Source organism: Formosa sp. A9 (assembly GCF_051200825.1).
Taxonomy (GTDB): domain Bacteria; phylum Bacteroidota; class Bacteroidia; order Flavobacteriales; family Flavobacteriaceae; genus Formosa.
The window spans coordinates 3521756-3539418 of sequence record NZ_CP195158.1 but is presented as its reverse complement, the minus strand read 5'-3'; the positions used below and the strand labels follow the sequence as shown (position 1 = coordinate 3539418).

Annotated in this window: 14 protein-coding genes and 1 tRNA gene; 9 read left to right on the top strand and 6 right to left on the bottom strand. The window is 37.0% G+C overall.

Annotated features, from left to right (window positions below):
* Nucleotides 1-3 precede the first annotated feature (3 nt).
* Nucleotides 4-2838, bottom strand: a complete 2835-nt coding sequence (gene polA, locus ACR9EA_RS15530) for a DNA polymerase I (protein ID WP_435135074.1) — start codon at nt 2836-2838, stop codon at nt 4-6.
* Nucleotides 2839-3016: 178 nt separating this feature from the next.
* Between polA and ACR9EA_RS15525 the strand changes: the two genes are divergently transcribed.
* Together ACR9EA_RS15525 and ACR9EA_RS15520 are read left to right on the top strand one after the other, a co-directional pair.
* Nucleotides 3017-3616 (top strand): TetR/AcrR family transcriptional regulator, encoded by a 600-nt coding sequence (locus ACR9EA_RS15525; protein ID WP_435135072.1) that lies wholly within the window; start codon nt 3017-3019, stop codon nt 3614-3616.
* A 10-nt stretch (nt 3617-3626) separates the two neighbouring features.
* On the top strand, nt 3627-5027 hold the full coding sequence (locus ACR9EA_RS15520; RefSeq protein ID WP_435135069.1) for an aldehyde dehydrogenase family protein: 1401 nt from the start codon (nt 3627-3629) through the stop codon (nt 5025-5027).
* 9 nt (nt 5028-5036) lie between these two features.
* Here the strand turns inward: ACR9EA_RS15520 and ACR9EA_RS15515 are convergent, their stop codons facing one another.
* Nucleotides 5037-7340: a GH92 family glycosyl hydrolase gene (locus tag ACR9EA_RS15515; protein WP_435135066.1), complete on the bottom strand. Its 2304-nt coding sequence runs from the start codon at nt 7338-7340 to the stop codon at nt 5037-5039.
* Nucleotides 7341-7494: 154 nt separating this feature from the next.
* Here ACR9EA_RS15515 and ACR9EA_RS15510 point away from each other — a divergent pair, with 154 nt between their 5' ends.
* Complete coding sequence (locus ACR9EA_RS15510) at nt 7495-8730, top strand: metallophosphoesterase (protein WP_435135063.1); 1236 nt, start codon at nt 7495-7497, stop codon at nt 8728-8730.
* Nucleotides 8731-8834: 104 nt separating this feature from the next.
* Nucleotides 8835-9131, top strand: a complete 297-nt coding sequence (locus ACR9EA_RS15505; protein ID WP_435135061.1) for a thioredoxin family protein — start codon at nt 8835-8837, stop codon at nt 9129-9131.
* Here the strand turns inward: ACR9EA_RS15505 and ACR9EA_RS15500 are convergent.
* Both ACR9EA_RS15500 and ACR9EA_RS15495 read right to left on the bottom strand, forming a co-directional pair.
* The gene (locus ACR9EA_RS15500) at nt 9128-9754 is read right to left on the bottom strand and encodes a polysaccharide deacetylase family protein (RefSeq protein ID WP_435135058.1); all 627 of its coding nucleotides are present in this window, start codon (nt 9752-9754) and stop codon (nt 9128-9130) included. The two genes, ACR9EA_RS15505 and ACR9EA_RS15500, sit on opposite strands and share 4 nt — an antisense overlap.
* 6 nt (nt 9755-9760) lie before the next feature.
* Entirely contained in the window at nt 9761-13066 is a 3306-nt protein-coding gene (locus ACR9EA_RS15495; protein WP_435135056.1) for a glycosyltransferase family 117 protein, read from the bottom strand.
* Between the two features lie 152 nt (nt 13067-13218).
* Here ACR9EA_RS15495 and ACR9EA_RS15490 point away from each other — a divergent pair.
* Together ACR9EA_RS15490 and ACR9EA_RS15485 are read left to right on the top strand one after the other, a co-directional pair.
* Nucleotides 13219-13291: transfer RNA gene (locus tag ACR9EA_RS15490), tRNA-Gln, on the top strand.
* A 159-nt stretch (nt 13292-13450) separates the two neighbouring features.
* A complete protein-coding gene (locus ACR9EA_RS15485) occupies nt 13451-13906 on the top strand; it encodes a hypothetical protein (protein ID WP_435135054.1) in 456 nt (151 codons plus the stop codon).
* Nucleotides 13907-14099: 193 nt separating this feature from the next.
* On the opposite strand, the gene ACR9EA_RS15480 is transcribed toward ACR9EA_RS15485, so the two are convergent.
* Entirely contained in the window at nt 14100-14486 is a 387-nt protein-coding gene (locus tag ACR9EA_RS15480; protein WP_435135051.1) for a hypothetical protein, read from the bottom strand.
* Nucleotides 14487-14742: 256 nt separating this feature from the next.
* Between ACR9EA_RS15480 and ACR9EA_RS15475 the strand changes: the two genes are divergently transcribed.
* Nucleotides 14743-14880 carry a hypothetical protein gene (locus ACR9EA_RS15475; RefSeq protein WP_435135048.1) on the top strand — a complete coding sequence of 46 codons (138 nt, stop codon included), beginning with the start codon at nt 14743-14745 and terminating at the stop codon, nt 14878-14880.
* 85 nt (nt 14881-14965) lie between these two features.
* On the opposite strand, the gene ACR9EA_RS15470 is transcribed toward ACR9EA_RS15475, so the two are convergent.
* Nucleotides 14966-15793: a universal stress protein gene (locus tag ACR9EA_RS15470; protein ID WP_435135045.1), complete on the bottom strand. Its 828-nt coding sequence runs from the start codon at nt 15791-15793 to the stop codon at nt 14966-14968.
* Nucleotides 15794-15949: 156 nt separating this feature from the next.
* Between ACR9EA_RS15470 and rimP the strand changes: the two genes are divergently transcribed.
* Nucleotides 15950-16411 (top strand): ribosome assembly cofactor RimP, encoded by a 462-nt coding sequence (gene rimP / locus ACR9EA_RS15465; RefSeq protein WP_435135043.1) that lies wholly within the window; start codon nt 15950-15952, stop codon nt 16409-16411.
* Between the two features lie 12 nt (nt 16412-16423).
* Complete coding sequence (gene nusA / locus ACR9EA_RS15460; RefSeq protein ID WP_435135040.1) at nt 16424-17656, top strand: transcription termination factor NusA; 1233 nt, start codon at nt 16424-16426, stop codon at nt 17654-17656.
* Nucleotides 17657-17663: the final 7 nt, after the last annotated feature.

Genomic DNA, 17663 nt, shown 5'->3' with positions numbered 1-17663 from the left:
TTGTTAATGCGCTTCCAACCAATTATTTCCAGTGTCTAATTCTACGTCTAGAGGTACGCTTAGTTGGTAGGCGTTTTCCATTTCGGTTTTTACAAGTGCTTTTATGGTTTCTAACTCAGGCTTATAAACATCAAAAACCAATTCGTCGTGTACTTGTAATAGCATTTTGGTTTTAAATGCGCCTTCATTCAGTTTACTGTGTATTTTAATCATGGCCAATTTAATAATATCGGCAGCACTCCCTTGTATTGGGGCGTTTACGGCATTACGTTCGGCAGCGCCTCTAACTACGGCGTTACGGGAGTTAATATCTTTTAAATAACGACGGCGTCCTAAAACAGTTTGTACATAGCCATTGTCGCGCGCAAAATCAACTTGTTCGCTAATGTAATTTCTGAGTTTTGGATAGGTTTTATAATAGGTGTCTATAAGATCTTTGGCTTCGCTTCGCGATAAATCGGTTTGATTGCTTAAACCAAAGGCCGAAACACCATAAATAATTCCGAAGTTTACAGTTTTGGCGTTACTACGTTGCTCGCGAGTAACCTCGGAGATAGGCACATTAAAAACTTTTGCAGCTGTAGAAGCGTGAATGTCTTCGCCATTTTTAAAAGCTTCAATCATGGTTTCTTCTTCGCTAAGAGCGGCAATAATACGCAGTTCGATTTGCGAATAATCGGCAGCAAGAAGGGTATACTCTTCGTTTTTAGGAATAAATGCTTTTCGCACTTGCCGGCCACGTTCGGTACGGATAGGGATATTCTGCAAGTTCGGGTTATTACTGCTTAAACGCCCTGTTGCGGCAACGGTTTGCATATAGTCGGTATGCACCCGGCCTGTACTTGGCTCTACTTGCAAAGGTAATGCATCTACATAGGTGCTTTTTAGTTTAGAAAGCCCACGAAAATCTAAAATATGCTGAATAATTTCGTGGTCTTTGGCTAAGTACGATAAAATATCTTCGGAAGTTGCAAATTGCCCAGATTTGGTTTTTTTAGGTTTGTCTACCAATTTCATTTTGCCAAAGAGTATATCGCCTAATTGCTTTGGCGATGCAATATTGAATTCTTCTCCGGCTTCAGTATAAATGTTATCTTGAAGCGCAGCTATGTCGTTGTTAAGTGCTGTAGATAGTTCGTTTAAAAATGATACATCTAGATTGATGCCTTCCAATTCCATATCGGCTAAAACACGTAATAAAGGAACTTCAATATCGTTGAATAGTTTTTGCGTGTTGGCTTGACCAAGTTCGTTTTCGAAATGTTCTTTTAATTGCAAGGTAATATCGGCATCTTCTACAGCGTATTCGGTTTGTTTTTCAATTGAAACCTGACGCATGGATAACTGATTTTTCCCTTTTTTTCCAATTAACGTTTCAATAGAAATTGGGGTGTAGTTTAAATAGGTTTCGGCTAAAACATCCATATTATGGCGCATATCGGGATTGATTAAATAGTGCGCTAACATGGTGTCGAACAATTTGCCTTTTACAGTAATATTGTATTTGTTTAAGACTTTAATATCGTATTTTAAATTCTGACCTATTTTCTGAATGTGTTCTGCTTCAAAAAACGGACGTAATTGTTCGATTAGAGTTTGTGCCTCCGATTTGTCTTCGGGGAATGGTAGGTAAAACCCCTTACCGGTTTCCCAAGAGAAGGCGATGCCAACGAGTTCGGCAGTTAACGGATTTAATCCTGTAGTTTCGGTATCGAAACACACGCTGGTTTGCTGCATCAACGATTTCAAAAATAATTTTAAGGCCAATGGCGAATTGACACTTTGGTAAAAATGACTCGCGTTTTCGGCTGTTTTTCTTTGATTCGAATCTGTTGAAACCGTATTGGTGGTCGTTGTACCAGTATCAAACAACGAAAATTGTCCTGCGCCAGCTGTAGTTTCGGGTTTTGTTGCTGTTGTTCCTCCCGTTGTTTGGGCAGCAGTTTCGGTTTCGACAGCGAAAGTTTTTATAAAATTGTCTATTAAACGTCTAAATTCTAGTTCCTGAAAAATGGTTTTTACCGCTTCGGTGTCGGGTTGCGACATTTCAAAATCTTCTTCGTGAAATTCTACTGGAACATCCAGCATAATACGGGCGAGTTTTTTAGATAGTAAACCAAGTTCTTTATTGGCTTCAACCTTTTCCTTCATTTTGCCTTTTAGCTGATGGGTGTTTTCCAACAGGCCTTCCATACTACCAAATTCTTTTATAAATTTTTTGGCTGTTTTCTCACCAACACCTGGCAGTCCAGGAATATTATCGGCCGAGTCGCCCATCATGCCCAAAAAGTCTATGACTTGCTCTGGGCGCTCTACTTCAAATTTTGCTTTTACTTCGTCTAATCCCCAAGTTTCGTAGCCGCCACCAAACGATTTTGGTCTGTACATAAACACATTATCGGTAACAAGTTGGGCAAAATCTTTATCGGGCGTTACCATAAAGGTTTTGTAACCTGCTTTTTCGGCTTGTACAGAAAGTGTGCCTATAATATCATCGGCTTCGTAGCCCGCTTTTTCTATAATAGGAATGTGCATGGCCTTTAAAATATTGCAAATGTATGGTACTGCAATCTTAATAGCTTCGGGAGTTTCGTCGCGATTAGCTTTGTAAGCTTCAAACATTTCGGTACGTTCTACACTACCACCTTTATCAAAACAAACGGCTAAGTGGTCTGGACGTTCACGTTTTATAACATCTAAAAGCGAATTGGTAAATCCTAAAATGGCCGAGGTGTCTAATCCTTTAGAATTGATTCTTGGGTTTTTAATAAAGGCGTAATAGCCTCGAAAAATTAACGCGTAAGCATCAACTAAAAATAGACGTTTTTGTTCTGACATGGTTTTGAATTTGATAGAATGTCAAAACTACAAAAAAGGATTGTTAAACAGAATTAAAAAAAGAAGCGAGCTCGTGTAGCATTGCATATGTATTGTTTTTTGTACGTGCAGTTTTAGGGTTTATTTAATAGATTTTTAGGGGGTAATGTGTATTTTTAGCGTTTAAAATAGTGTGTAAATGAATCGTACTCGCGAAGAGAAAAAGAAAAAAACCAGAGCTAGTATTTTAAAAGCCTCTTTAAAGTTATTTTCGGAAAAGGGATTAGAAAATACATCGATTAGCGATATTGTTGAAGTGAGCAATATTGGTCGCGGTACGTTTTACAATTACTACAAAACGAGTACAGATGTGTTTTGCGATATTTTGGAAACTTTAAATCAAGATATCGATAGAGATATTAAGGCCGCCCAAGCTGGTGTTACCGATGTGTATCAGTTTTTATTTGTGTCGTTTAAGGCTTATTTCGATTTGGTGAGTACAGAAGATATGGTGTTGTTTCATATGCACAATCAAAATCAAATTCGTAAATTATCGTACACAAGCGACAGTATTATAAATGTGGTAAACAATTTAAAAGACTCACTTATGAAATTCGAACACATTACTTTTAAAAGTACAGAATTTTATAAAATGTTTAGTTTGGTAGCTATTTCGTCGGCTTCAGAATTGTTTATTTGTTTGCATCAAGGGTATTTCGAAACGTCTAAAGATACTATGGCTCACTTTTTGGCCGATTTATTTGTACATGGTTTAGAAGGACTTTCGGAGCCAGAATAGGAGTTAGGTTATGAGTAATCCGTTTCAGAATATATTTAATGCTCAACAGGCAAATCAATTTCAAGTTGCAAAGGCCAACTATAAACAGCGCATAGCCAAATTAGAAGCTTTAAAACAAGCAATAGAAGTAGATTATAAACAGGCGATTAGAGATGCCTTGTATGCCGACTTTAAAAAGCCGTTTATAGAAACCGACCTCACAGAAATTTATCCTGTTGTTAGCGAAATAAAATATGTGAAATCGAATTTGAAGCGTTGGATGGCTAAGCAAAAAGTGAAAACTCCAATGGCTTTGCTGGGTACCCGTTCCTGGTTTATGTACGAGCCTAAAGGCGTGTGTTTAATTATTTCGCCTTGGAATTTTCCGCTTAATTTAACTTTTGGTCCTTTAGTATCGGCAATTGCGGCTGGGAACACAGTAATTTTAAAGCCTTCGGAATTAACTCCGAACATTGCAAAAGTTATGGCAAAAATTATTGAAGCGTTGTTTTCTAAAGATGAGATTGCTTTAATACAGGGCGATGTTGCGGTGTCCGAAGCGTTGTTAGAGCTTCCTTTTAATCATATATTTTTTACAGGTTCGCCACAGGTAGGAAAGATAGTAATGCAAGCCGCGTCTAGGCATTTAACGTCGGTAACTTTAGAGTTGGGAGGCAAATCGCCAACTGTTATAGACGAATCTGCGAATTTAAAAGAAGCAGCAAGACGAATTGCGTGGGGTAAGTTTTTGAACAACGGACAAATTTGTGTTTCACCAGATTATGTATTGATTCACGAAGGTGTAAAAACTGAATTTATAACCGAGTTAAAATCTGTTATACAAGAATTTTATGGAGAAGAGGCCATGCGGTCTTCAGCTTATTGCCGAATTGTAAACGATAAGCATGTTAACAGGCTTACGCACTATATTCAAGATGCGAAAACGCTAGGAGCAACCATAGAATGTGGTGGCGATTTTAATGCTGATGAACGGTTTTTTGCTCCCACAATAGTATCTAAACTGCCAGATGAGGCCTTGTTGTTGCAAGACGAAATTTTCGGACCTATACTTCCCGTGAAATCGTACGGTAAAATTGAAGAAGCAATAGATTATATTAATGGTAAATCGAAGCCCTTAGCGCTATATATTTATAGTAAAAACAAAAAACAAATACAACAGATTATAAGTGCTACCCGGGCTGGTAGCACCTGCATTAATTCTAATATTTTGCAGTACAGTAACCATAATTTACCATTTGGAGGCAGCAATACAAGTGGTATTGGTAAATCGCATGGTATTTTTGGGTTTCAGGAGTTTTCTAATCAGCGCTCGGTGTTAAAGCAATATGGCAATGGTACTATTTCGTTGTTGTTTCCGCCGTATAATAGTTTCAAACAAAAATTAATAGATTTTACCATTAAGTGGTTTTAATTGTATTTTTTAATGTGTTTTGGGGCGTTTACTCATTTCAAAAATAAGTTCGCCTCCTTGTATTAAATCGTCGTGCGATAATGTAAAGTCCTTAATAACTTTCCCGTTTAGTGAAACTTTAGAAATATAAATATGCTTTTTACTTTGTTGTTTTACTATAATTTTTAGCGTTTTGTTATTCTCGAAATGGAGTGTGGCTTCTTTAACTAGAGGGCTTCCTATGGCATAATTTTGGGAGCCTGGTAGCACAGGGTAAAATCCGAGGCTACTAAAAATATACCATGCACTCATTTGCCCGGCATCATCATTACCGCATAAACCTTCAACGGTTGGGCCGTACATTGTATTTAAAATGTGGCGTACCCGTTCTTGGGTTTTATAGGGGGCATTGGTCCAGTTGTATAAATACGGTACATGGTGCGAGGGTTCGTTACCATGCACATAATTACCAATAATGCCATCTCTGGTGATGTCTTCATTTTTTTCGATGTATTTATCGTCTAGCGTCATGGTAAAAAGGCTATCTAGATGTTGAGTAAATTTTTCTTTTCCGCCACGTAAATCAATCATGTGTTCAATGGCGTGCGGTACGTATAAACTGTAATTCCAGGCATTGCCTTCAATAAACCCTTGCCCGTGGGTGTCTAAAGGGTCAAAATCTGTTTTAAAAGTACCGTCAGATAATTTTGGGCGCATAAAACCAATAGACGCATCGTAAACGTGTTCGTAATTTTTCGATCGATTCGTAAATGTACCTTCTGTTTTAGTATCGTTTATTTGCTTTGCCATTTGGGCGATACACCAGTCGTTATATGCGTATTCTAGGGTTTTAGATACCGAAGCACTGCTTTTGTCTTCGGGTACGTAATGGTAGGTTTTGTAGTCGCCAAGTCCATCAAAATAATTGGTGTTTGCGGTATTAATCGCAGCTGTTAAAGCGTGATTTGTATCAAAATCGCCAACATGTTTTGCCATGGCATCTGCAATTACAGACGTAGCGTGGTAGCCAATCATACACCAGTTCTCGTTGGCATAATGGCTCCAAATGGGAAGCATGTGGTGCACGCTTTGGTCGTGATGGGCCAGCATCGATTTTATCATGTCGTTATTTCTGCTAGGTTGCATCAGGTTGAATAAAGGATGAAGCGCTCTGTAAGTATCCCACAACGAAAATATGGTGTAGTTTGTAAAGCCGTTAGACGTGTGAATATTTTGATCTAACCCACGATACTGTCCATTTACATCTTCGTAAATAATAGGGCTAAGCATGGTGTGGTAAAGTGCTGTATAGAATGTGGTTTTATCTGCTTCAGAAATGGTTTCAACTTCAATTTTAGATAATTCTTTCTTCCATTTTTCTTGGGTTTCGATTTTGGTTTTTTGGAAATCCCAATGCGGAATTTCGGTTTTCAGATTTAATAAGGCACCAGCAGTACTTACAGAGGATAAGGCGCATTTTACTTGAATTTTTTCTGAAGCTTTAGTGTCGAAATTGAAATAAGCACGCAGGTTATGACCAGCCATTTCTGGGAAATTTTCAAATTCATTAAATTTTCTGTAAAAACCATTATAGGCGACTTGGTCGTATTTTTTATGACCGTAACTTTTAAAAGGTTTTGAAAAAGTTATGGCAAAAAATACTTTTCGGTCTCTTGCCCAACCATTGGTCTGTCTGTAACCCGTAATGGTAGAATCGTTTTCTACGCGAATAGATGTCCAAACATTCTTAGCGTCGTAATTATAAATATTGTAAACAAGGTCTAAAATAATGTGTGAGTTGTTAGACTCTGGAAAGGTGTATTGGTGAAAACCAACACGATCGCTAGCTGTTAATTCTGCTTTAATTCCGTAGGTGTCTAAATCTACTTGGTAGTAGCCAGGCGAAGCGGATTCTTTTTCGTGCGTGAATGTTGAATAAAATCCAGTAGGGTTATTTGCGGTAGGTAAAGGGTTTAGGTTAAGATCGCCTACAGTAGGCATCATTAAAATATCGCCTAAGTCGGCATGGCCTGTGCCACTAAAATTTGTGTGCGAAAACCCGATAATGGTAGTGTCTTTATGTTGGTAGCCGGCACAGTATTCGTAGGTTTCGGGGTTGTACTTGCCGTTTTTAAACAGTGGTTGAAAATTGGTTTGCGGACTCAATTGTACCATGCCAAAAGGCGCCATCGCCCCAGGAAATGTATGTCCCATTTTACTTGTGCCTATAAACGGATTCACATATTCTAATACTGTTTTGGAAGGTGTGGTTTGCGCTTGTGCGATAACACTAAAACATAATAAGTGGCTCAAAAGGAAAATAATTCTGGTCATAGTAAATAGAGGTGTTTGCTATGTGGCTAAAGTAAAAATAAAAAAGAATTTGCAGGGCGTTTTAGCTAAAAGTCCTAGAGGGGAGATTAGCTTTAACATTTTACTAGGATAGATTAAAAACTTAATTTATACTTTTAGCCAGTAAATTAGTATTATGCTACGTTGGATTATATTTTTTGCCTTTTATATATTTTTAGATTGGTATGCATTTAAGGCGTTTAAACAACTCACAAAACAACGTTTTGTGTTTTGGGTGTATTGGTTGTTAAGTGCGTTGGTTTTGGGTAATTTTATTTACGAAATGCTTTTAAACCCTAGTCAATTAAAAGTGTTAACTCATGCCAAAAGTTACGCTTTTGGGTATTTGTTGGTCGTTATTGTGCCAAAACTACTATTGTTAATTGTGTTGGGTTTCGAAGATATTTTACGCATGCCAAAAGGGGTGTACAGATATTTAAAGAAAGATAAAAAAGATACAGGCTATTTTCCTGGTCGTCGAGCATTTGTTAGTAAAATAGCCATTGGTTTGGCGGCAGTACCTTTTGCAGGCCTACTTTATGGTATGTTTAAAGGAAAGTACGATTTTAGGGTGTTAAAGTACACTTTGCATTTTGAAGATTTACCAGATGCTTTTGATGGTTATCGCTTAACGCAAATTAGTGACATACACAGCGGCAGTTTTGATGATAAGCAGAAAATAGAGTACGCTATAAATTTAATTAACGAACAGGAGTCCGATGTTATTTTGTTTACCGGAGATATGGTTAATAATTTAGCTTCGGAAATGGAGCCTTGGCAAGATACCTTTGGCGCATTAAAAGCTAAAGATGGAAAGTTTTCTGTTTTAGGTAATCACGATTATGGCGATTATGTAAGTTGGGATTCCGAAGCCGAAAAGGAACAAAATTTAGGAGCATTAAAAGCAATCCAAAAAAAGATGGGCTTCGATCTTATTTTAAATGATAATCGATTTTTAGAAAAAAACGGAGAACGTATTGCATTAGTTGGGGTTGAAAACTGGGGGCGAGGTCATTTTAAGAAGGCAGGCGATTTAAAGAAGGCTGTTTCTAAAATTGAAGCTACCGATTTTAAAATATTAATGAGTCACGATCCATCGCATTGGGAAGATCAGGTTATAGACGACGATTATCATTATCATTTAACTTTAAGTGGGCACACGCATGGTATGCAGTTTGGAATCGAAATTCCAGGTTGGGTAAAATGGAGTCCTATAAAATGGCGTTATAAATATTGGGCCGGAATTTATAAGGAAAAAGGGCAATTTATAAACGTGAACCGCGGGTTTGGATATTTGGGATATCCTGGGCGTGTGGGTATCTGGCCAGAAATTACCGTTATAGAGCTTAAAAAAGGCGCTGAAATGTCATAATTTTCTTATCGTGTTATTTTTAATTTAGAATTATGTATTTTTATATTTAGGAATGCGCGTAAACGCTTATAACTATGTTGCATTGCCTCGTTAAATTGTAAGATATGTCGAAATTTGGAGAACTTATAGATGTCAATATTCCCGTATTGTTAAACTTCTTTACAGAATGGAACGAGCAATCTGTAGCCATGCATCCTGTACTTAGAGATGTAGCGGCAGCCTTGGGAGACAAAGCTAAAGTGATTAAAATTGATGTTGAAAAAAACAAAGAGCTTGCTGAAGCACTACGGGTAAAAGGTTTACCTACATTAATTATTTACAAACAGGGCGAGATGAAATGGCGCCAAAGTGGCGAGCAGGATGCCAATACCTTAATTGCCATTGTGCAAAAATATATTTAAACGGTTAACCCCTTAAATTGATATCCCTTCTTGCTAAAAAAATCTAATACTTTGGGTAAAGCATACTGCATGTTTTTTGCAGCTTTATAACTATCGTGAAATACAATAACACTACCGTCTTTAGCGTGGTTTATTACGTTGTTTAAACAATCTTCTTCCTTTAAGTCTGCTTCCCAATCAAAAGAGATTATACTCCACATAACAATGGTGTAGCCTTGTTTTTGTAATATTTTGGCCTGCTTGTTTGTTATTCTTCCGTAGGGTGGTCTAAACAGTTTGGTGTTTAAAATGACATTGGCCATTTCAATATTTTCGATATATGTTTGGGTATCGGTTTTCCATCCTTTTAAATGATTAAAGGTGTGGTTGCCTATGCTATGCCCGTCGCTAATGGTTTGTTGTAAAACGTCAGGGTATTTTTTGGCGTTATCGCCTATGCAAAAAAATGTGGCTTTGGCCTGATACTGTTTTAGGGTTTGAAGCACCCAAGGTGTAATATCGGGGTTAGGGCCATCGTCGAAGGTTAAGTAGATGGTTTTTTTATATAGTAAAGGCATATCCCAAACGTAATTATGGAATATGCCTTTAATAAACTGTGGCGCTTTTGCAGGAATTAAATTCATGAATTGTTATTCTGCGGGAATACTACCACTATCAATTTGAGAGTTTAAATCTACATCGTTTGGCTCTGGTCGCGCAGGTCTGTCGCTGTAAAAGTGTTCAAATAGTTTTAGATTATTGTTAAAAGTTTGCATTTCGGTTTCTGCAAATTCAGGATCGTACTCTAAAAGCACGTCTACAATACCTTTATAACGCTCTATATCCGTAATAATGTCTTCGGCCATTTCGTATTGCTTTTCAACTTTTAACTTGCTGTAATACGCTAAACTTTCTTGGTATTTTTTAGCAACGTCTTTAAAGAGCTTTCTGGCTTTGTCTTTAGAGCCTACTTCGTAATAGCCGCTAATGTATGGTTCTAATAAGGTGTAGTAGCCAAAGTGGTCTACAGGCATATTTTCCATGGCAATATCGGCGATGTCTTCGGCTTTGTCTAATTGTTTTTCATTAATAAGTTGTTCCATTAAGCGCGCCAAATTGCCACGGTAAGAAATGGCGTTTTTGCGAGTTTCTGGATCGTGGTAAATGTCTGGACTGCCACTATTGCCCCAATCCCAATTTTTAACCTTATTGTACATCAGTTCGCTGTCTACACGCCCCATATCGAACGGATTGTTTTTGTTAACAGGTGTTTTTATCGGCACCAGTTTATAACACATACCGTCTAGTTGCAGGTAGTCTTTCATCCATAAATAGTCGTCGTCGCCAAAGCTTCCTCCTGTAAAATAGATAGGGCGCTCCCAATTGTTATTAGCCACAATGTCTAGCATTAGCAAACGGTTCTTGTATAGGGCGTTGTCTTTTATTTTTAAATAGATGTTAGGTACGATTTTATCGGCATCTTTTTGGGCGACAATTCCGCTGTTTAAAACATTGTTTTTGTTTACAGGGATAGAAATGTTTTCTACCGGGAAATAATTGGAATTCTGTAATTGACTTGGGTAGTAACTAGGATCTTCGCCCTGCATTTGCAAGATGTATTTAAACTTGGTTTTTGGGTTGTCGCTGCTTATAAAATTAATGAAGTCTTTAATATTCATGGTGTCTTCAGAAACGATGCGCTTCATAATATAATCGCGTGTACCGTAACGGTATTGCTCGTGTGTTAATTGCGATGGAATCGGGTCGCTTTCGTAAGCTTTTCGCTTCATTTGGTCGATATACCAATCGGTTTGGAATAAACTGGTGTTTACCACACGAACGTCGGTGCGATACCCTTCAATTTCTTGGGCATACCAAAGGGCAAAGGTATCATTATCTCCAATGGTAAACAGTATGGCATTTTCAGCACAAGAATCTAAATACATTTTAGCCATAGATCTAGCTGTGTATTTATCAGATCTGTCGTGATCGTCCCAATTATTCGCCGCCAAAATACCTGGTACTAAAATTAAACACAATACCGTAACTGCTGGTGCAAGTATGGGCGATGTAATGTGCTGTTTCAATTTATCTATAATGGCATAAACTCCAAAACCAATCCAGATTGCAAACACATAGAATGATCCCACTACCGAATAATCGCGTTCTCGTGGTTCGAACGGTCTTACGTTGGTATATACTTGAATGGCTACCCCTGTAAATAGGAAGAAAACAAGGAGTACCCAGAATAATTTTTTATCTGAATTGAACAAGAAAAATAAACCAATTAAACCTAAAATTAAAGGCAGAAAGTAGTACGTGTTTCTGGCTTTGTTATTTTTTACGTCACTAGGTAGATTGTCTTGCGGTAAGCCTAAATGCCATTCGTCTATAAAATTAATACCGCTAATCCAATTCCCGTGATTATCGTATTTACCTTGAATATCGTCTTGGCGCCCAACATAGTTCCACATAAAATAACGCCAGTACATATAACCTAATTGAAACTGAAACATGTAGGCAATATTACTAGCTAATGATGGCTTTTCGATATCGATATACTGACTGAATTGTTTTAAGAAACTGCTGTAATCTTGATAATCGACTTGACCTTGGGCAACATCGTTTTTAAAACTGTTAACGGCGTTGCGCAATTGGTTTTCCATTTGGAATTCTGGTTTTAGTTTAAAATCTAAATAACCAGTAAACAGCATGTAATTTTCGGCATGCTCTGCACTCCACATTCTAGGTAAAATAGAAGCGTGTTTAGAGTTGTAATTTTGTTTGGCACGTTTATAATCGTTTACTATAACGTATTTGCCTTGTGCTTCATCTTTTTCGTAGTTAGGTTTGTCGTCTACATACGGATTGTTTTCGTCTAACCCAGCGTATTGGTCTGTAAATTGAGGTCCGTAAAACAAGTGGGTTTCGGGATATTGTTCTAAGTTATAATACGCTAAAAGTTCTCTGGCATCAGAAGGGTCGTTTTCGTTAATAACCACATTAGCATTCGCGCGAATAGGAAGCATCATCCAAGACGAGAATCCTATAAAAATGAATAGTAAACACAGTGCCAGAGTATTTAAATGAACGTAGCCTTTTTTACGGGTGTAATTCAAACCGAAATAAAAAGCAGCTATAAGTAATAATGCCGCAATGATAGTTCCAGAATTAAATGGAAGCCCGAATGAATTCACAAAAAATATTTCCGAAGCACTAAAAAATTTAAGCGCATTAGGAAGTAATAATTTAAAAATGAACAACAATATAGCCACAGCTACCACATTAGCAATAAGGAAATTTTTAATCGTAACCGTTTTGTAGTGTTTAAAGAAATATACCAGTGCAATTGCAGGAATGGTTAATAGCCCCATAAAGTGAACACCAAAGGACAAACCGATTAAAAAGGCAATTAAAACCAGCCAACGATTGCCTCTAGGGCTGTCCATATCCTGTTCCCAACGTAAACCCAACCAAAACATAACAGCCATAATTAAAGTTGCCATGGCGTAAACTTCGGTTTCTACCGCATTAAACCAGAACGAGTCGGTAAATGTAAATGCCAAACTACCTACTAAACCACTACCTAAAATGGCTATGGCGTTGGTTTTTGTAATGGCATCGTTGTCTTTAACAATAAATCTTTTAAGTAAAAGTGTAATGGTCCAAAACATGAACAAGATGGCAAAAGCACTCGAAACCGCGCTCATCAGGTTTAGCATATACCCAATTTGTTGAGGTTGAAGCGCAAACATCGAGAAAAAAGCACCGAGCATTTGAAAAAGCGGGGCTCCAGGCGGGTGTCCAACTTGTAGTTTAGATGAGGTTAAAATATATTCTCCAGCATCCCAGAAACTTACCGTAGGTTCGGCTGTTAGTCCATAAGTTAGTACTGCAATAGCAAAAACGATCCAGCCTAGAATGGTATTCCACTTTTTAAAGTTGAATTGTGTCATGAAAGTCATAGTTTATTCGGTAGGCGAATTTAATAATAAATATGTAACAGTGAAGCCTTTTTGTAAAAGCTTAAGAATTTCTACAATTTTTTTTTGAAAAAAGTTTGCGAATATGGAAAGTTGTATTAAATTTGCACCCTCAAATAAGCCATTGGCCTATGGTGTAACTGGCAACACGTCTGGTTTTGGTCCAGAAGAGTCTAGGTTCGAGCCCTAGTAGGCCAACAAGCAAGTTTAGAAAGCCCTAATGTAAATTAGGGTTTTTTTGTGCCTTATAGTTTCGGTTTGTTGCTGCGATGTCTTGTAATAATTGCTGTTTTTTTAGTAATAAAATAATATCTTCGTAAGAACTATTAAATCAGTAACTTTTAAAAACTTTAAAACATGAAAAAAATACTACTAGCCTTAGCCATTGTGTGTGGTTTGCAATTGTCGGCTCAAAATGCCGAGTTAGAAGCCTTTAAAGATTTGTTTAATTCTGAAAAGAAAACGGCTTTAGGTGAGTTCTTAGATTTAGATGCTACCGAAGCCATGACGTTTTGGGAAATTTATGACGATTATAGCGAAGAGCGTAAGGCGGTTGCTAATAGCCGTGTCGATTTATTAAAACAGTATGTAGAGCAATACGATACCCTTACCGATAGCCAGGCTGATGCTTTGGTTAATGATACTTTTACCATCCGGGCGAAACAAGAGAAAATTCAGAAAAAATATTACAAAAAAATAAAAAAAGCTTTAGGAGCTAAAAAAGCTTCGCAGTTTGTGCAGTTCGAGCGATATGTGCAAACGTCGATAGATGATGAAATACAGACTGCATTGCCATTAATTGGTGAACAGTAAATAGGTAAATAACTTAGTATTAAAGAAAACCTCTAAACGTATTAAAAAGTTAGAGGTTTTTTTATGGCTAGTTCTAAATGAAACAATCTGGCATTCTGTGTTTTGTGTTGATTCTCATTATTCTGAAAATTAATAATTCCGAGAAACTGAGATAAATTTAGATTGACGAAACATTAACTTTTTAGGGAGCTTTTTATGGCCAGCCGTAAACTAAAACGGCTACTCCGTTTTCGCATTTTACACCGGATGGTTGAGATGGTACATCGCATGGCCCCATGCCTCCCCATTTTTCGTTAAAGTCTGCTCTTGCTTTTGTGTATGCTCTAACTTGTTGTAAAAAAGCTTCGGTGTCTATTGTTGTTGGGTAGGCGATATATCCATCTGGTCCACCGCATAACCTACTTCCAATAGCTGTAAAGTCCCATGTACTGGCATCGGTGCAGGGTATTTCTGCGGTTAGCGCTATAATGGCTTCGTATTGTGTGTTAAGTTTTTGGTATTCCTCTTCTTGGGAGTCGTCGTCGTTATTGCAGGAATAGTATAAAAAGGTTAGGCAAAGTAGGGCTAAAATAGTTTTCATGGTAATGGTTTTTTAAGCAATATCGTTTTTCTTAATCTATTTTCAAAAAGAAATAGAAAATTAAAGGTGTTATTATTTGGTGTTCAGTCTTTTAAAGGTGAATATGTAAGATAAGTGGGGTGTGGTGTATAAAATTGTCGAACAATTTTGCGGTTTAACTAATTTGTTAAATTGATATTGATAAGAATTGTATTTTTAATATGCCTTAAAATTCTACTATGCAGTTATTTAGCCTGCTTCCTAAATCATTTATATTATGGAGCAAATTTTACGATACAGATTTAGAAGACGTTCTAAAAATCATTATGACTGGTTGTTAAATATTATAAAATCGGAAAAGTATTTTCAGGCCGAAGGCATGATCGTTTCCGATAAAAGTAGAGAACATAACTAAGTACATACACGCAATAGTTTTTGGTAGAAAAATCGCCTTAACTGTGATGTTAAGGCGATTTTGTGTTTTATAAAAACTTAAGAAATTATAGTTTAAATGTTAAGATAGGGCGTTTGGCATGGTTAACAATGTCTTCGCTTATACTTCCGTTTAAAAAGTGTGCTATCCCTTGACGGCCATGAGTGCTTATGCTTATAAGGTCTGCGTTAATTTTATATGCAAAATTTAATATGCCTTTCTCTACGGTTTCATCGTTGTAGATGTTTATAGAGTAATTGCTAAATGTGTTGTCTTTTAAAAACGCATGTATGCGTTTGTTAGCTTCGTCTGTGGTTATAAAGTTATTCGGGGTATTTACGTAGAGTAAATGTATTTTCGAATTAAATAACTCTGCAAATGCAATAGCTTGTTTGTAGGTGTCTTTGTGGTCCAGTTTAAAGTCTGAAGCAAACACCATGTTGTTTACCTCGAATTGGTCGTTCGGGCTTTTAATAACCAAAACGGGTATTTTAGATGTGCGCACTACCTTTTCGGCATTAGAGCCAATAAACATTTCTTTAAAACCTGTGGCGCCATGCGACCCCATTACAATTAAGTCTATTTCTAGTTCTTTGCAGGTAGATGTTATGCCTTCAAAGGTGGTGTTGGTTTTTACAATGTCGTGTACCTCAATATCTTTTAAAAAATCTTTAGCCATTAAAGTCTCAAAGCGTTGTCCAGCAAGTTTCATAAAAAACATGGCCTCGGGTAACTCGCTGTACGATGTGTTTAAGGCGTCAAGCTGTGGTATTGGCAATTCTATCATGTGCAAAAGGTAGATTTTGCAGTTGTATTTTCTGGCAAACTGAGCTGCTATCTTTGTGGCGTAAATGGCTTCTTCAGAAAAATCGGTAGGGACTAATATGCGTTTCATAATGTAAAGTTTTTAGGTTTAAGAAACTATATAAATTTACGCATAAAAATTGATATTTGAAAGCTTGCGATTCTCAATAAAAAAGTTGTATATTTGCCCCGTTGTAAGAAAAAAGAAAATGCGAGGGGACAGAGTCCCCTCTTTTTATACTAAAAAATGTTTAGAGCAACTGTAGAGAATTTATTGGATAACGCTTTGAAAGAACGCGACGATTTATTTTTAATAAATCTCACGATTTCGGCCGATAATGCTATTAAAGTTATAGTAGATGGCGATCAAGGTGTGAATGTAGACGATTGTGTGTTTTTAAGCAGAGCAATAGAGCATAATTTAGATCGGGAAGAACAGGATTTTTCTCTGGAAGTTATGTCGGCAGGAGCAGCGTCTCCATTAACGCATACCAGACAATATGTGAAAAATATAGGCAGAACGCTAGAGGTTAAAACTTCGGCCGAAACTATAGAGGCAACTTTGGTTGGTGCGAATGATGATGAAATAGTTTTAGAATGGAAAGCAAGAGAGCCTAAGCCTGTAGGTAAAGGCAAGGTAACAGTGCAAAAAAAGGCTAACATTCCTTATAACGATATTGTAGAAGCAAAAGTGATGATTAAATTTTAATTTAAGAGAGTTATGGAAAATCTAGCGTTAATTGATTCTTTTTCAGAATTTAAAGACGATAAATTAATAGATCGTGTAACGTTAATGGCGATTTTAGAGGATGTTTTTAGAAATGCCTTGAAGAAAAAGTTTGGAGATGACGATAATTTTGATATCATTATAAATCCAGATAAAGGCGATTTAGAAATTTGGAGAAATCGCGTGGTTGTGGCCGATGGAGAAGTAGAGGAGCCAAACCAAGAAATCTCTTTAAGTGAAGCCCGTAAAATCGAGCCCGATTTTGAAGTAGGCGAAGACGTGTCTGAAGAAGTGAAATTAATCGATTTAGGTCGTCGTGCTATTTTAGCATTACGCCAAAATTTAATTTCTAAAATTCACGAACACGACAATACAAACATTTATAAGCAGTTTAAAGACTTAATTGGCGATATTTATACCGCAGAAGTGCATCACATTCGCCATAGAGCAGTAATTTTGTTAGACGACGAGGGTAACGAAATTATTCTGCCTAAAGAAAAACAAATTCCTTCAGATTTTTTCCGTAAAGGAGATAACGTAAGAGGAGTTATAGAAAATGTAGAGCTAAAAGGAAGTAAGCCGGCAATTATTATGTCGCGTACTTCGCCTTTATTTTTAGAAAAATTATTCGAGCAGGAAATTCCAGAAGTTTTCGATGGTTTAATTACCGTTAAAAATGTAGTTAGAATTCCTGGCGAAAAGGCTAAAGTAGCTGTAGATTCTTACGACGACAGAATCGATCCAGTAGGTGCTTGTGTTGGTATGAAGGGCTCTAGAATTCATGGCATAGTTCGTGAGTTAGGAAACGAAAATATAGATGTTATTAATTACACGACAAACCTTCAGTTATTTATAACAAGAGCGTTAAGTCCGGCAAAAGTAACTTCTATTAAAATAGATGAAGAGAATAAACGCGCCGAGGTAATCTTAAAACCAGAAGAGGTAAGTAAGGCTATTGGTCGTGGCGGACACAACATTCGTTTGGCAGGTCAACTTACTGGCTACGAAATCGATGTGTTTAGAGAAGGTGCCGAGGAAGATGTAGAATTATCAGAATTCTCGGATGAAATCGACGCTTGGATTATTGAAGAATTAAGCAAGGTCGGGTTAGACACTGCTAAGAGCGTTTTAGAGCAAGATGTAGAAGATCTTGTAAAACGAACAGATTTAGAAGAAGAAACAATTAACGAAGTTATTAGAATTCTTAGGGAAGAATTTGAAGAATAACATATAT

What these genes read in the sequence shown, in the direction of transcription:
- ACR9EA_RS15500 (WP_435135058.1), bottom strand. Translation starts at nt 9,754, where the DNA reads ATGAATTTAATTCCTGCAAAAGCGCCACAGTTTATTAAAGGCATATTC.
- ACR9EA_RS15505 (WP_435135061.1), top strand. Translation starts at nt 8,835, where the DNA reads ATGTCGAAATTTGGAGAACTTATAGATGTCAATATTCCCGTATTGTTA.
- nusA (WP_435135040.1), top strand. Translation starts at nt 16,424, where the DNA reads ATGGAAAATCTAGCGTTAATTGATTCTTTTTCAGAATTTAAAGACGAT.
- ACR9EA_RS15510 (WP_435135063.1), top strand. Translation starts at nt 7,495, where the DNA reads ATGCTACGTTGGATTATATTTTTTGCCTTTTATATATTTTTAGATTGG.
- ACR9EA_RS15485 (WP_435135054.1), top strand. Translation starts at nt 13,451, where the DNA reads ATGAAAAAAATACTACTAGCCTTAGCCATTGTGTGTGGTTTGCAATTG.
- ACR9EA_RS15495 (WP_435135056.1), bottom strand. Translation starts at nt 13,066, where the DNA reads ATGACACAATTCAACTTTAAAAAGTGGAATACCATTCTAGGCTGGATC.
- rimP (WP_435135043.1), top strand. Translation starts at nt 15,950, where the DNA reads ATGTTTAGAGCAACTGTAGAGAATTTATTGGATAACGCTTTGAAAGAA.
- polA (WP_435135074.1), bottom strand. Translation starts at nt 2,838, where the DNA reads ATGTCAGAACAAAAACGTCTATTTTTAGTTGATGCTTACGCGTTAATT.
- ACR9EA_RS15480 (WP_435135051.1), bottom strand. Translation starts at nt 14,486, where the DNA reads ATGAAAACTATTTTAGCCCTACTTTGCCTAACCTTTTTATACTATTCC.
- ACR9EA_RS15475 (WP_435135048.1), top strand. Translation starts at nt 14,743, where the DNA reads ATGGAGCAAATTTTACGATACAGATTTAGAAGACGTTCTAAAAATCAT.
- ACR9EA_RS15470 (WP_435135045.1), bottom strand. Translation starts at nt 15,793, where the DNA reads ATGAAACGCATATTAGTCCCTACCGATTTTTCTGAAGAAGCCATTTAC.
- ACR9EA_RS15520 (WP_435135069.1), top strand. Translation starts at nt 3,627, where the DNA reads ATGAGTAATCCGTTTCAGAATATATTTAATGCTCAACAGGCAAATCAA.
- ACR9EA_RS15525 (WP_435135072.1), top strand. Translation starts at nt 3,017, where the DNA reads ATGAATCGTACTCGCGAAGAGAAAAAGAAAAAAACCAGAGCTAGTATT.
- ACR9EA_RS15515 (WP_435135066.1), bottom strand. Translation starts at nt 7,340, where the DNA reads ATGACCAGAATTATTTTCCTTTTGAGCCACTTATTATGTTTTAGTGTT.